The sequence below is a fragment of the Rhizobium sp. BK538 genome (assembly GCF_014197575.1).
GTDB lineage: Bacteria > Pseudomonadota > Alphaproteobacteria > Rhizobiales > Rhizobiaceae > Rhizobium.
This window is the reverse complement of sequence record NZ_JACIFT010000007.1, coordinates 254,750-268,215: the sequence shown is the minus strand read 5'-3', so window position 1 is coordinate 268,215 and position 13,466 is coordinate 254,750. Positions and strand designations below refer to the sequence as shown.

Here is a 13,466-nt window from a genome sequence, read left to right as displayed (position 1 = left end):
GGTTGCGATCGCAGCCTCTCATTCATGGCGATGAGACGACGGTCCAAGTCCTCAAGGAAAAGGACAAGGAAGCCACCAGCACGTCGTACATGTGGGCCTATCGCAGCAGCGAGGATAGTGACGAGCCGATCGTGCTTCTCGACTACCAGCCCGGCCGCGGTCAGATCCACCCGCAGACCTTCCTTGGTGACTACCAAGGCATACTCGTCACTGATGGCTATACAGCCTGGCGCACATTGAATGGCGCAACCCATGTCGGATGCATGGCGCATTCCCGGCGGCGCTTCGTCGAGGCCCTCAAAACCAGGAAGAATGGAGGCGGACCGCCGGAACAGGCGCTCCGGTTCTTCGAGCAGCTCTACCGCATCGAAAAGCAGGCAAGAGACAAAACCCCAGATGCCGGGGAGACGACGGCTGACTGCATTCGCCGTTTCCGCCAACAGCACAGCCTGCCTGTTCTGAATGCTCTAAAGGTGTGGCTCGACAATATCGCGCCAAAGGTCGTGCCGGATACCAAGCTCGGCGAAGCCGTGTCCTACACCCTGAACCAATGGGATTACCTGACGCGTTACACCAGCGACGGCACGATGCCGATCGATAACAACATCTTGGAACGCGAGATCAGAGTTTTTGCCACCGGAAGAAAATCGTGGCTGTTCAGCGATACCGCTGACGGAGCCAGGGCCAGCGCCGTGATCTACAGTCTCATGCTGACTTGCCGCGCCTGCGGCGTCGACCCGCTCGCCTGGCTGCGCCACGTGCTCACAGAGTTGCCGCAGCGGGGCGAAGCGGCCGAAATCGGCGACCTGCTGCCGTTCAACTTCTCCAAGACTACTGCGGCCGGATAGAGCCGGATCTCGCTACCAATGCGCGCACGTTCATCGGTCTTGCCGTCGTCAATGCGCATCGAAAATCGCGCTTACGATTTATCTAACTCAGATTGAAGATGTTGACGCGGTCCCGTTATTCGAACGCATTGGCACTCTGCTTGAGAGGGAACGACCGGGTTCCATCGACGCGGGTGTCACACGAGGCGGATTTCAGGGCAGCGGCAAACCCATAGAAACGACCCGCCTAGCTATCTCTCAAGCGCGAGTTGGCCAAGGAAAATTCCGTGCCGATCTTATTGAGATGTGGGGAGCGAAATGCTGTGCGACTGGACTCGATATCGAGAGCCTATTAGTTGCGTCTCATATACACCCTTGGTCGGCCTCGGATGATCAGGAACGCCTTGACCCTTACAACGGGCTGCTCCTTTCTGCGGCCCTGGACGCGGCCTTCGATAGGGGTCTAATAACTTTGTCGCCGGAGGGGAGTTGGGATGTCGTGTCAAACCTCACCGAGGCGCAGCTAACACAGGCGGGTCTTGATAAGCTTCAGCAACAGAAAGTGAGGGGTCTGACGGATAGGCATGAGGTTTATCTTTCGAGACATCGCCGACTTGCGCAGGAGCAAGCTGCTGCTCGTTCGCCGAACATGTCCTCCTAATCTAGAGAGGGTAGCTCTCAACGTTTAGGGCGCTGTTTGCGACGCCTTTTCAATCATGGCCTCGCTGGCGGCGGTCACGGCTTCGTCCAAGTCGTCGACCTCGTCGGCTAAGTTGTCCTGCTCAGCCGCTTGCAATTCGCTGGTTGCCCGCTTGCTAACTTCGACTTCGATTGCCTCCCAAGTATCCTTGAAAACCTTATACTCGTCGGGAAGATCAGGAGGAGACTTGTCTGCCAGATTCTTGCGAAGCCATGGTTTTACTATGCCCTCGTCCTCCATGAATGAGTCCAAGAAGCTATGAACGGCATCAGCCTTTAGGGCTTTGCCAGCAACTGCCATGAGATCTCTTTCTCGATCGCGAACCTTTCGACGCGCGGCGCTGCGTTCAACATCGAGCGCTACGACCGGGTAAGGACGATCTCCCAAAACGCCCTTCATGGATTGTCGGCCAGCATACGTGAATTCTACCCCCTTCATGGGAGCCTCGTCTCCATACTTTGAAATCAACCACGCGAGTTCGACAGACATCGACAACTTATCGGCGGAACAATATTTTCCGGTTCGAAACCCTGAATCTATCTCCCGGCCAAGAAAATCGAACCGAGCTGGCCGAGCATCAGCGTTCAACTCAACTCCCTCGTCTGGGAGGTCCCAGGTCGCGGTGGTAGTCATGTTCGAAGTATCGCCTGGATCGAACACTTGCACAGTGACATTGGGGAAAGGGAACGCAGCGATCCATCCATAGCCCTTTACGTCGAGGGCAATATTTTCCTGGGAATCAAGGTATCTGCCGTATTGCTCAAGAGCGTCCACAAACGATTTCGTGCAGACTACCAAGTGACAAAGACAGGATATTTGGCAGCAAAATACGATCTCGTCCCCGATGGTTTTCCAGACTTGCGGGGATACATAGTCATCCGACCACGTAGCGGGCTTATCAACTTTCTCGAAGGCCCTTCTGACCTTGTCGGGAAAATCGCGGTAAAAATGTCTAATTTGCCCTACCCAAGCAGGGTTGGGGGAGGCAGAATCCATGCTTGGCCCGTTGTGCCGAGCCTTAAAACTTGTTGAGCCGACCAAATCAACCGATAAGAACAACCGGAGGCGGTATTCAGGGCACGTTTTCGCCATCAAATAAGACTTAGATTCTTCGCTCTAATTTCTGCCGCCGCGGCGCTCACGCCGAACTTGCTGGCGACAAGCGACAAACTCTTTCTGCATTCAATGAATGCCTCTTTAAAAGCCTTGCCTCCCATGAGGAATCCAGCGGCAAACCAATTCGCCTCCCACTCAGCACGTTGCTGAATCTGATCAGTCTCATCTACCCAGCGAGTAGCTATCATCGGTGTGCCGGGATATTTTTGCAGAAAAAGCGGATAGTGAAGTGCCAGGTGACCAAGCTCGTGCGCTATCGTAAATCGGTCGCGCTCTGGTGAGGTCATACTGGGCACAAAGATAGTAAAATCGGTAGCCGAGCGGATAATGATCGACTCGGGATACTCGCCGCTAAAGTTGATCGGATCCTTTATATGGATCTTGCCACCGAGACGTTTGACAAGCATCTCAATGTCATCGCCTGGCCCAAAAGACAGCTTCTTAGCGATCTCCTCGGCAAACGCATGAATCCGCTCCTTTGAGGCGCGTGTTGGAATTGGTTTGCTCTCTGACATCTCCCACCTGCTTTGACCGCTGTCGAAAGTGCGCACAGGATTCTCTTCCTATTCTAACTGATTCGGCTCGAATAGCTAGAAAACTGTTGACAGAAATTCGAGATAGAGTCCGATTTCGCGAATCGCTCACCAGCCCGGAATGCCTCTAACAGGCTGTTGAAGAAGTCAGTCGCGTTCGCACACGAAGCCGGAATCGTCTCCGTTGTGGATATAGATGTGCCCGACAAGGCGTCCAGCGGAGCCAAGGGCTGCCCATCCGCGACCACAGACCGGGTCATTCTCGTCTTGTCCTTCCCACGAGAACTCCGCACAGGCTGATCCATCGCGTGCGCCGTAGCGGACATCGAGAAAGCCCTTGAGCGCGACGAATGCGATTTCGCCGTCGGCCGTGCCCTGGAATGTCAGATGCGCCTCTTCGACGAGATCGAGGGCGTCATTGTCCCAGTTGTCCATCTCGACGATGCGCCAACGACCGGCGAAGGCCTTGGCGAAAGTAGAGACTCTCGCCATCAGCCTGTCTCCGTCATGAGCTTCGGCAGCCGCACAAGATTGTAGGCCGCTGCCGCGAAGGTGAAAGCCCATCCGACGCGGTCGCGACCGCGGAATTTTGTCTTGTCCTGCCCGCGACGGTTTTGATCCAGCCGAACGCCTCTTCGATACGCTTGCGAATACGGAGGCTGACCCCGTAGCCGGGATGGCGTGTCGTGCGTCCGTCGATAGCCGAGCGGCGACCATTGACGTTCTGTGCCACGTGGGGCGTCACCTTCATCGACCGCAAATCTTTGACGAAGTCCTTCGTGTCATAAGCCTTGTCGGCACCAAGCGTGATTGCCTGTGGCCGGTCGCAGAAGGGTTCAATCATGTGAAGAGCCGCGATGCGTTCGGCGTAACCGGTTGCTTCCGTCAGGTAAGCATTGACCAGAAGACCATGGCGGTTTTCCATCAACCCATGCCCCATGAAGGACAGCTTGGCCTCCTTGCCCTTTCCCTTCCTATACAGCTTTGCATCCGGATCGGTCGTTGATGCATGCGTCTCGTTGGAACGCTTTTCGCCATGGAAGTCTGCTTCCGCGTTGCGACCACCGCCATCCGACGGCGGTTCGTCCGAACCGTCCTTCGGCCTGAAGCTCTTCATCGACGCCCAGGCTTTGATCAGCGTGCCATCGACAGAGAAATGGTCTGTGGACAGCAGCCGCTTTACCTTGGGCTGGGAAAGGATTGCACCCAGGAACTTCGCAGCGATGTCACCCTCAAGCAACCGGTCGCGGTTCTTCGAAAACACTGAATGGTTCCAGGCGGGATCGTCAACGCCGATGTCGACGAACCAGCGGAAGAGAAGGTCGTATTCCAACCGCTCCATCAGAAGTCGCTCAGAACGGATCGAATAGAAGGCTTGCAGAAGCATGGCGCGAAGGAGCTTTTCTGGCGCAATCGAAGGCCGCCCGATCGGTGAATAAAGCGCTGCAAAATCTTGTTCCAATAAAACGAGCGCTTCGTTCACGATCTGCCGGATGGCCCGTGGAGGATGATCTTTTCGAACACGAGCCTCAAGATCCACATAGCTGAAGAGTTCGCCTGTCCTCACATCGCCGCCGCGCATCCATCAGCTCCAAATCGCAATAACGAGAGTGAATCACGACAAGAGCCCGTGCGCCATGCCTTTTTCAACAGCCTGCTAAACCTATCGGCGAGCCCGCGCCCATTCGACGAACAAAAGCGATAGCGGGAAATTTAAAATTTGCCGGATGTTTCCCAACCAGGTTCGATACTCCTCCGCCGGCAGGCAAGCCGCTGAATACAAAAAAGCAGGCTGCAGCCACGGTGTGAGCTCGTGGATTCGAGCTTTTCTCTGCCGGAAGTAATGAACATCGCCCAAGCGTGCCCGAATCTGGAAAAGAGCGCGCTGATCGAGTGTATGATTTAAAGCATCCAATCGTCGCGCTTGCACCGCCCCGATCTCTACAACCCCCCTCACAAATACCTCAAGAAGCCACGCCCTGGTGACGTGGAGGTGACGAATAGCGGGGCTCAGGATCAGATCTAAGATAGAGTTTTCCATATCCTGGAACGATATCTGGCCATCCGCCTTAAGCTCCTCCATAAGTAGGACGAGTTCTTTCGCGAAGGGAATAAGGCGAGCGTAGTTGTCGCGGATGAACTGGACGGATGCCGGATCTCTCGTTAGCTTCATAGCCCTGAGGAGCACTCGGATCATGCCAAGGTCCCAGAACTCCTTTTCAATCTCTTCAGAGATCGCTGCAACAAGATCAACGTTAGCGAGTTGGGCTAGAGGCTCGGTGCTGTCCTCCGCCTCATAAATTGTATAAAGGAGGTGTTCTACCGCTGATGCCTCGGCTTGATCTGCGTCTTCACCACTTAGGAGCTGTAAGTTTTCGCGATATATCTCAAATTGAATGACGCGCGTTTTAGATGACGCCAACGAAAGGCCTTCGCCGGCCCACAAGCTGTCCGCGAGGAATGCCAAGGCATCATAAGGATCTTGGCCATTTCGTATGAAAATGCGGAAATCGTCGACATAGCGAGAAACCAGATACCCCTCGCCGACCAGAGCCCTGTCGATATCTACAAGTGCGAGTTCAGCGAGAAGCCTCGATGCATTTCCGCCCACCGGTATTCCAAACGACTGCCTGGCGCGGATGTCACGTAGGAACGCTGTAATCAATCGGGTTTCTGTTGTTTCTCCCGCAGCTTCCCTGAGATTGTTTTCGAGGCGGTGATGGTAAATTCTCTGATAGAAGTCTGAGATGTCGGCCTCGATCACGTGAGTGAAGGCGCCGGGCTCCGCAAACTGGACCTGAGCAAACTGTGTCCAAAGCCAATTGCTATAACGGCAGCCCTCCGCGAACATCTTAAAATTGTCGCCGGGTTCATATCTATAGGAGAAACCCGGCCGTGCGTCGACATCGCCACGCGCCGCTTCAATTTGTGGGCCAACCGATGACGTCGCAGCGAGTAAGAATATAGCGTCGGTCGGATATAGCTGATGCGCAACCCGGAATCCGTGCCTGCTCTTCGGCACGAGAGAGTCCAGCGGACTAAGAGGCCTGAAGGTAGCAGTATTCTCGGCAGCAAGGGCGTCGGCGATCTCTTGCTTCTTTTCGCGCAAAAACTCAAATTCAAAGGGATAGGGGAAAATGTCGGTGTCGCCGTGTTCCACGATATGCTCAAGGCTCCAAAGCAGCGCCTGGCGGTCGAGATGCGGCATAGATGATTGCTCCAAGAAGTTGCCACGATTTGGCACAGGGGAGATTTAGTTGTAAAGGTTGCGTGGCGGCAATAGTTGCGTGCCGAAATTGTGGCTCTGGCTAAATCTAGCAAAAGCACTCGATTTCGAGAGGAATCAGCGGACCCCGGGGAAGCCTTGCGCTTGAAGGGATCAAATGGCGGAGAGGGTGGGATTTGAACCCACGATACCCTTGCAGGTATGCCGCATTTCGAGTGCGGTGCATTCGACCACTCTGCCACCTCTCCGCGGTCTGGTCGGCGCTTGTTCGGCGCGGGCGTTCTCATAACGAGAGAATGACAAGCTGGCAAGACGAAATCTCAAAGCTTTTCATCCTTTTGCCTTGACAGTTTTTTGGGGCTCGCGTATCTCGGCTCCGCAATAGGTGTGGAGAAGTCTGCGCCTGCCTGTCTCGCGCTTGCGCGGGCAGATCACCGGCAGTGAGAGTTCTGGGCTGAAGCTCCTGAAATCCCTGCTTAACCTCGACTGATAAAAAGACGGCCACCTGCTGTTTGGCGGGCACGAGCCGGAACGAACATGAAAGGATAAAAAATGTTCGCAGTCATCAAGACCGGCGGTAAGCAGTACCGTGTGGCAGCAAACGACGTGCTGACCATCGAGAAGCTTGAAGCAACCGCTGGCGATGCAATTGAATTCACCGAAGTCCTCGTAATCGGCGAAGGCGCCGACGCTGCGATTGGTGCTCCCTTCGTCAAGGGCGCTTCCGTCAAGGCCGAAGTGGTCGAGCACAACCGCGGCAAGAAGGTCATCGCCTTCAAGAAGCGCCGTCGTCAGAACTCGAAGCGTACGCGCGGCCATCGCCAGCATCACACCGTTGTCCGTATCACGGACATCGTGGCTGCTAAGTAAGATCACGGGACTTTAAGGTTTAAAGGAGAACTCCAATGGCACACAAAAAAGCTGGCGGTTCATCGCGCAACGGTCGTGATTCTGAATCCAAGCGCCTTGGCGTGAAGAAGTTCGGCGGCGAAACCGTCATCGCAGGCAACATTATCGTGCGTCAGCGCGGTACGCAGTGGCATCCGGGTTCCAACGTCGGCCTCGGCAAGGATCACACGATCTTTGCTCTTACCGCCGGCAATGTGAACTACCGAACGAAGGCCAACGGTCGCGTATACGTGTCTGTAATGCCGAAAGCGGAAGCAGCGGAATAAGCCGGTAGCGCTCTAAAACAGCCGGCGTCTCATCGACCCGGCTGAGCGTAACAGGTTCAGTCTAGAAAACAGGGGAGATGGGGCGCCATCTCCCCTTTTTTCTTGTCCAACGAAGGAGGACTGAACATGCAAGGCGAATTGTTGAGGGAAGGCCAATCGCGGTCTCCCCGGGAAGACCAGCGGTCTCCCAAGGAACGGCTGAGGCCAGAGCGGTTAAGGACCGATTGCCCTGTCTTGTTATCGGAACGGCTCGTCATGCGCGCGCCCCACGAAGAAGACATCGACGCCCTTGCCCATCTTGCCAACAACGCCAAAGTCGCCACCATGGTGTCGCGCATGCCGCACCCGTACACGGCCAATGATGCTGCCGACTTCGTGCGTCGCACGAAAAACGGCGAGATTGGCAAGTGCGTCTATGCGATCACCAAGGCGGAGAACGGCGCATTTGTGGGGTGCTGCGGGGTCGAACCGCATCTCGATGGGCGGACCGTCGAGATCGGTTACTGGCTCGGAGAACCTTATTGGAACCAAGGCTTTATGACAGAGGCATGCCATGCTTTGGTCGATATGGTCTTCCGCACACGGCAGGATGTCGACCAGATCGATGCCCGTTGCCGGGTGATGAACGTCGCTTCGCGGCGGGTCATCCAGAAGTGCGGTTTCCAGTTCCAGGGATCGGGGCTGGCGGCATCGCTGGCGCTCGGCAGCAACGTGCCGGTCGAGTGGTACAGGCTCGACCGCAAGACCTGGATGTCGCTGAGAAGCTGGGGGAGCGTCCTATGAACGCGATCAGTCTTCAGAGGCCCAGGAGCCAATCGATGACGCCCGGCCCGCTGCCGGTCATCGCTACCGACCGGCTGGTGCTGCGCCCGCACAGGCTGGGCGATGCAGATGCGATCGCGGATACGCTGTCCGACTTCGCCGTTACCCGCATGCTCGCGCGCGTTCCTGCGCCTTACGACAGGCAGGATGCGCTGGACTGGCTGGTTCCGGTGACGGCGGGTGGCATGCCCGACTGGCAGTTTGCCATCACGGCCGGCGACGACGCCCATATCGGCGTCGTCGCGATCGAGCTTCGCCATGGCCTTTGGCACCTCGGTTACTGGCTGAACCGCTTCTACTGGCGGCGCGGCTATATGAGCGAGGCGGTCTCGGCCGTGCTGGAGCGCTTTTCGCGCCGTATGCCGGAGACGACGGTTCATTCCGGCGTCTTCGCGGACAATCCGGCGTCGTTGAGGTTGCAGGAAAAGCTCGGCTTCCGCATGACCGGTTGTAGCGAAATCTACAGCTACGCGCGCAACACCATGGTCACGCATGTCGAGACCATGCTGAAGCCGGGTGCCCTGCAACAGGCCAGGATCGCTTGAGATGAAAGGAGACGTCCCGATGTGTCGGGACGCCTCAAGCCTTAGCCATCGATCTCGACCCAGACAGGGAAGTGATCAGAGCCGACCGAATTTGTGTCGATCTTCGCGGATTTCAGGCGGCCTGCAAGGCCGCAGCTGACGAAACAGTAGTCGAGATGCATGCGTTTGCCGTGATCCTTGGGATCCATCCAGCTATAACTGCCGGGCGTATAGGCCTTCAGCGCCGCGAGCGTGTCGATCGGTGTACCGATACGCTGGACACGACCGTAATAGCCATCGCTGGCGCCGGCAAAAATGCAATATTCCGGCGATTCCGGCGTCATGTTGAAGTCACCCATCACGACGTAATCCTCGGGCAGCGGCGGATCGCTGATGTCGAACTCTGCGCCGCCCGTGAGCGACCCGCCCTCGGCAACAAAGGCGTTGATGTGCTCATTCAGATGGGAAAGCTGCCGGCTGCGCTCGTCGATGGAGACATGATCGAGATGCACCGAATAGACGCGCAGCGCGCCGGCGGGTGTCCCGACAACGGCCTCGGTCGCGCCACGCTGAAGATTGATCTTGGAGATCGTTCGGCTGCGCGGCAGAAGCAGCGTTCGGGTCGACAGGATAGGCCAGCGCGAGAGCAACATGTTTCCGAACTGGAAGCGGGTTCCGCGCGGCGGCCAACCGTCCGAAGCCTCTTCGACATGCAGATCACAAGCCGGTCCATAGGCCCAGAAATGGTCGGGAAAAAGCGCTGCGAGGTCCGCAACCATGTCGGCATAATCGTTGCGAACGAAGCCTCGGGTCACCTCCTGCAGCGCGATGATGTCGCTGCCCTCAAGGCTCGCGGCGATTCGGTCGAGGTCGTAGATGCCATCAAGACCGAAGCCGTACTGTATGTTATAGCTCGCAAACTTCACGATAATCCTTTGACCTCCGATTGAACCGCCTATATCGAAAGCGGCAAGAGGGGCGATGAACTGCCACTGGACAATGGAAGTAAAATGAAATTTCTCGACGAAGCAAAGGTCTATATCAAGTCCGGAGACGGCGGCGCGGGCAGTGTCTCGTTCCGGCGCGAGAAGTTCATCGAGTTCGGCGGCCCCGATGGCGGTGACGGCGGACGCGGCGGCGATGTCTGGGTCGAGGCGGTCAACGGTCTCAACACGCTGATCGATTTCCGCTACCAGCAGCACTTCAAGGCCAAGATCGGCACGCACGGTATGGGTAGAAACCGCACCGGTGCCAACGGCGATGACGTGACACTCAAGGTTCCGGTCGGCACGCAGGTTCTCGAAGAGGACCAGGAAACATTAATTTGCGACCTTACGAGAGAGGGACAACGGTTCCGGATCGCGACTGGCGGCAATGGTGGTTTCGGCAACGCGCATTTCAAGTCGTCGGTCAACCAGGCGCCGGATTGGGCAAATCCGGGGCTTCCCGGCGAAGAAAAGACGGTCTGGCTGCATCTGAAGCTGATTGCCGATGCCGGCCTCGTCGGTTTGCCGAATGCCGGTAAGTCGACCTTTCTAGCGGCCGTAACGCGTGCGCGTCCGAAGATCGCCAACTATCCCTTCACGACGCTTCACCCGAATCTCGGGGTCGCTACCATCGACGGGCAGGAGTTTATTCTCGCTGATATTCCCGGGCTGATCGAAGGCGCGCATGAGGGTGTGGGCATTGGCGATCGCTTCCTCGGACACGTCGAGCGCACACGCGTGCTGCTGCATCTCGTGTCTGCGCAGGAGGAAAAAGTCGGCAAGGCCTATACGACGGTCAAAACGGAACTCGAAGCCTATGGCAACGAACTGACCGATAAAGCCGAGATCGTTGCGCTTTCGCAGATCGACGTGTTGGACGACGCGACGCTGAAGAAGAAGACGAAGGAACTTGCCAAGGCCTGCGGCAAGACGCCGTTCCAGATTTCGGCGGCGACAGGCAAGGGTATGACCGAAGTGTTGCGTGCCCTGCGCGATATCATCGTCGAGGCGAATGCCGGCGCGGCGGAAAAGCTTGCCAAGGCACCAAAGCTTCGCCACCGCGACATGGTCTCGGATGATGAAGGCGAGGTCAATGACGACGCGTAAGTCGCTCCAGCGCTATCGCCGCGTCGTCATCAAGATCGGCTCGGCTCTTCTCGTCGATCGCAAGACGGGTCTGAAGAAGACATGGCTGGACGCAATATGCCGCGATATTGCGGCGCTGAAGGCCAAGGGTGTTGACATCCTCGTCGTTTCGTCGGGAGCGATCGCGCTCGGTCGGTCGGTCCTCGACCTGCCTTCGGGCGCCTTGAAGCTGGAGGAAAGCCAGGCGTCGGCAGCCGTCGGCCAGATCGCCTTGGCGCGTGCCTGGTCAGAGAGCCTTTCGCGGGAGGAGATCGTTGCCGGCCAAATTCTCCTGACGCTCGGCGACACCGAGGAGCGCCGTCGTTATCTCAACGCGCGAGCCACTATCAATCAGCTTCTGAAAATCGGCGCCGTGCCGATCATCAACGAGAACGACACGGTTGCCACCAGCGAAATTCGCTACGGCGACAACGACCGCTTGGCTGCGCGTGTCGCGACGATGACCGGCGCCGATCTGCTCATTCTGCTATCCGACATCGATGGGCTCTATACGGCGCCACCGCACCTCGATCCACAGGCGGAGCTTCTCGCCACGATCGCTGAGATCACACCTGAAATCGAGGCCATGGCTGGGGGTGCTGCGTCCGAGCTGTCGCGTGGCGGCATGCGTACCAAGATCGATGCTGGCAAGATCGCGACGACGGCCGGCTGCGCAATGATCATTGCCTCCGGCAAGACGGACAGCCCGCTCTCGGCAATCGAAAAGGGCGCGCGCTCCTCGTGGTTTGCCCCTTCAAGGACTCCCGTCACGGCACGCAAGACCTGGATTGCGGGCCAGTTGCAGCCTGCCGGCGAACTTCACGTCGACGAGGGCGCCGTCGCTGCGCTCGGCGCGGGCAAGAGCTTGCTTCCCGCGGGCGTACGCAAGGTTATCGGGCTTTTCAGCCGCGGCGATACGGTGGCGATTGTCGGCCCGAACGGCCGCGAGATCGCGCGCGGTCTTGCCGGCTACGATGCCGAGGAAGCGCGGCGGATCACTGGCCGCAAGTCGACGGAGATCGAGGCAATCCTCGGTTACGCAGGACGCGCGGCCATGATCCATCGCGACGACATGGTGATGACGTCGCAGATCAGTTCAAAATCGGAAAGGCAGAAGAAGGACACAAGCTATGCTTGATACTGTTGCGCAGAGCCCTGACATTGACGCGCTGATGAATGACATCGGCCGCAAGGCCAAGGCTGCGGCGCGACCGTTGGGCTTCGCAACCACCGAGGCGAAGAACAGGGCGCTGAATGCCATGGCAGATGCGATTCTCGCCCACAAGGATCACATCCTCGCTGAAAACGCCAAGGATCTAAAGGATGTCGCCGGAACGGATATGCTGAAGTCCTTCGTTGACCGCTTGACTCTGACCGAAAAGCGCATTGTCGAGATGGCTGAAGGCATCCGCGCGATAGCCGCTCTCAAGGACCCGGTCGGTGAGGTGATCGCGGCCTGGGAACGGCCGAATGGTTTGAAGATCGAGCGCGTCCGCACGCCGCTCGGCGTCATCGGGGTGATTTTCGAGAGCCGCCCGAACGTGACGGCGGATGCTGGAGCGCTGTGCCTGAAAGCTGGCAATGCGGTCATTTTGCGCTGCGGTTCGGACTCCCGGCGTTCGTCGCAGGCAATCCATGCTTGCCTCGCGCAGGGTCTGAAGGCCGCCGGACTTCCGGAGCACGCAATTCAGCTCGTGCCGGTGACCGATCGCGCTGCCGTTGGCGCGATGCTGCGCGGACTGGATGGTGCGATCGACGTTATCGTTCCGCGTGGTGGCAAGAGCCTCGTTGCGCGCGTTCAGAACGAGGCGAGGGTGCCCGTCTTCGCTCACCTCGAAGGGCTTTGCCATATCTATGTGGATGCCTCGGCCGATCTCGGAATGGCCAAGGAGATCGTCGTCAACGCAAAAATGCGGCGCACGGGTATTTGCGGTGCAGTGGAGACTATTCTCGTCGACGGCGCTGTGGCCAGCACGCATCTTCGCCCGCTGCTGGACGCCCTTACAGGAGCCGGTTGCGAGATCCGCGGTTCGGCAGCCGTCGTTCAGGCAATGCCTGGCGTGAAGGCAGCCACCGAGGAGGATTGGTCGACGGAATATCTGGATGCCATCGTTTCGGTTGCCGTCGTGGAGGGCATTTCCGGGGCGATCCAGCACATCCAGACCTATTCCTCCAACCACACCGAGGCTGTGATTGCCGACGATCCCGATGTGGTCGAACGATTCTTCACCGAGGTCGATTCCGCGATCCTGCTGCACAATGCATCGACCCAGTTTGCCGATGGCGGCGAGTTCGGGATGGGTGCCGAGATCGGCATCGCGACCGGCAAGATGCACGCCCGCGGCCCCGTCGGCGTCGAGCAGTTGACATCCTTCAAGTATCGGGTGCACGGCACCGGACAGACCCGGCCCTGACGTGATCAACGACGAAGT

14 protein-coding genes, 1 tRNA gene and 1 pseudogene are annotated in these 13,466 nt (G+C 57.8%); 9 read left to right on the top strand and 7 right to left on the bottom strand.

The features are described from left to right. A partial coding sequence (locus FHX09_RS11295; RefSeq protein WP_184449964.1) for an IS66 family transposase occupies positions 1–848 on the top strand: 848 nt, incomplete at its 5' end. A gap of 283 nt (positions 849–1,131) precedes the next feature. Beyond that, complete coding sequence (locus FHX09_RS11290; protein WP_184449962.1) at positions 1,132–1,488, top strand: HNH endonuclease signature motif containing protein; 357 nt, start codon at positions 1,132–1,134, stop codon at positions 1,486–1,488. A gap of 24 nt (positions 1,489–1,512) precedes the next feature. On the opposite strand, the gene FHX09_RS11285 is transcribed toward FHX09_RS11290, so the two are convergent. The 6 genes and pseudogenes from FHX09_RS11285 to FHX09_RS11260 form a co-directional block, all read right to left on the bottom strand. Continuing rightward, a complete protein-coding gene (locus FHX09_RS11285) occupies positions 1,513–2,301 on the bottom strand; it encodes a hypothetical protein (RefSeq protein ID WP_184449960.1) in 789 nt (262 codons plus the stop codon). A gap of 317 nt (positions 2,302–2,618) precedes the next feature. Beyond that, positions 2,619–3,158, bottom strand: a complete 540-nt coding sequence (locus FHX09_RS11280) for an ImmA/IrrE family metallo-endopeptidase (RefSeq protein ID WP_184449958.1) — start codon at positions 3,156–3,158, stop codon at positions 2,619–2,621. 165 nt (positions 3,159–3,323) lie between these two features. Next, on the bottom strand, positions 3,324–3,668 hold the full coding sequence (locus tag FHX09_RS11275; RefSeq protein ID WP_016555849.1) for a hypothetical protein: 345 nt from the start codon (positions 3,666–3,668) through the stop codon (positions 3,324–3,326). Beyond that, positions 3,668–4,758, bottom strand: a pseudogene (locus FHX09_RS11270) (IS5 family transposase). Before FHX09_RS11270 ends, FHX09_RS11275 begins: the two are co-directional and overlap by 1 nt. Positions 4,759–4,839: 81 nt before the next feature. Then, positions 4,840–6,384, bottom strand: a complete 1,545-nt coding sequence (locus tag FHX09_RS11265; protein ID WP_184449954.1) for an RNA-directed DNA polymerase — start codon at positions 6,382–6,384, stop codon at positions 4,840–4,842. Positions 6,385–6,560: 176 nt separating this feature from the next. Beyond that, positions 6,561–6,650 (bottom strand) — tRNA-Ser (locus tag FHX09_RS11260). Positions 6,651–6,954: 304 nt separating this feature from the next. Between FHX09_RS11260 and rplU the strand changes: the two genes are divergently transcribed. From rplU to FHX09_RS11240, 4 genes are all read left to right on the top strand, one after another. Then, the gene (gene rplU, locus FHX09_RS11255) at positions 6,955–7,272 is read left to right on the top strand and encodes a 50S ribosomal protein L21 (protein WP_007790977.1); all 318 of its coding nucleotides are present in this window, start codon (positions 6,955–6,957) and stop codon (positions 7,270–7,272) included. A gap of 35 nt (positions 7,273–7,307) precedes the next feature. After that, the gene (rpmA, locus tag FHX09_RS11250; protein WP_007790980.1) at positions 7,308–7,577 is read left to right on the top strand and encodes a 50S ribosomal protein L27; all 270 of its coding nucleotides are present in this window, start codon (positions 7,308–7,310) and stop codon (positions 7,575–7,577) included. Between the two features lie 126 nt (positions 7,578–7,703). After that, positions 7,704–8,360 (top strand): GNAT family protein, encoded by a 657-nt coding sequence (locus FHX09_RS11245; protein WP_007790983.1) that lies wholly within the window; start codon positions 7,704–7,706, stop codon positions 8,358–8,360. Then, entirely contained in the window at positions 8,357–8,944 is a 588-nt protein-coding gene (locus FHX09_RS11240; protein WP_037082294.1) for a GNAT family N-acetyltransferase, read from the top strand. Before FHX09_RS11245 ends, FHX09_RS11240 begins: the two co-directional genes overlap by 4 nt. Positions 8,945–8,985: 41 nt before the next feature. Here the strand turns inward: FHX09_RS11240 and FHX09_RS11235 are convergent, their stop codons facing one another. After that, positions 8,986–9,849, bottom strand: a complete 864-nt coding sequence (locus FHX09_RS11235) for an endonuclease/exonuclease/phosphatase family protein (RefSeq protein ID WP_183719775.1) — start codon at positions 9,847–9,849, stop codon at positions 8,986–8,988. An 84-nt stretch (positions 9,850–9,933) separates the two neighbouring features. Here FHX09_RS11235 and obgE point away from each other — a divergent pair, with 84 nt between their 5' ends. From obgE to FHX09_RS11220, 3 genes are read left to right on the top strand one after another with little or no spacing between them, the layout of a single operon-like run. After that, positions 9,934–11,016 carry a GTPase ObgE gene (obgE, locus tag FHX09_RS11230; RefSeq protein ID WP_007790993.1) on the top strand — a complete coding sequence of 361 codons (1,083 nt, stop codon included), beginning with the start codon at positions 9,934–9,936 and terminating at the stop codon, positions 11,014–11,016. After that, positions 11,003–12,172: a glutamate 5-kinase gene (proB, locus tag FHX09_RS11225; protein WP_132588689.1), complete on the top strand. Its 1,170-nt coding sequence runs from the start codon at positions 11,003–11,005 to the stop codon at positions 12,170–12,172. The genes obgE and proB overlap by 14 nt, the downstream gene beginning before the upstream one ends. Next, complete coding sequence (locus tag FHX09_RS11220) at positions 12,165–13,448, top strand: glutamate-5-semialdehyde dehydrogenase (RefSeq protein WP_132588688.1); 1,284 nt, start codon at positions 12,165–12,167, stop codon at positions 13,446–13,448. The genes proB and FHX09_RS11220 overlap by 8 nt, the downstream gene beginning before the upstream one ends. Positions 13,449–13,466 lie beyond the last annotated feature (18 nt).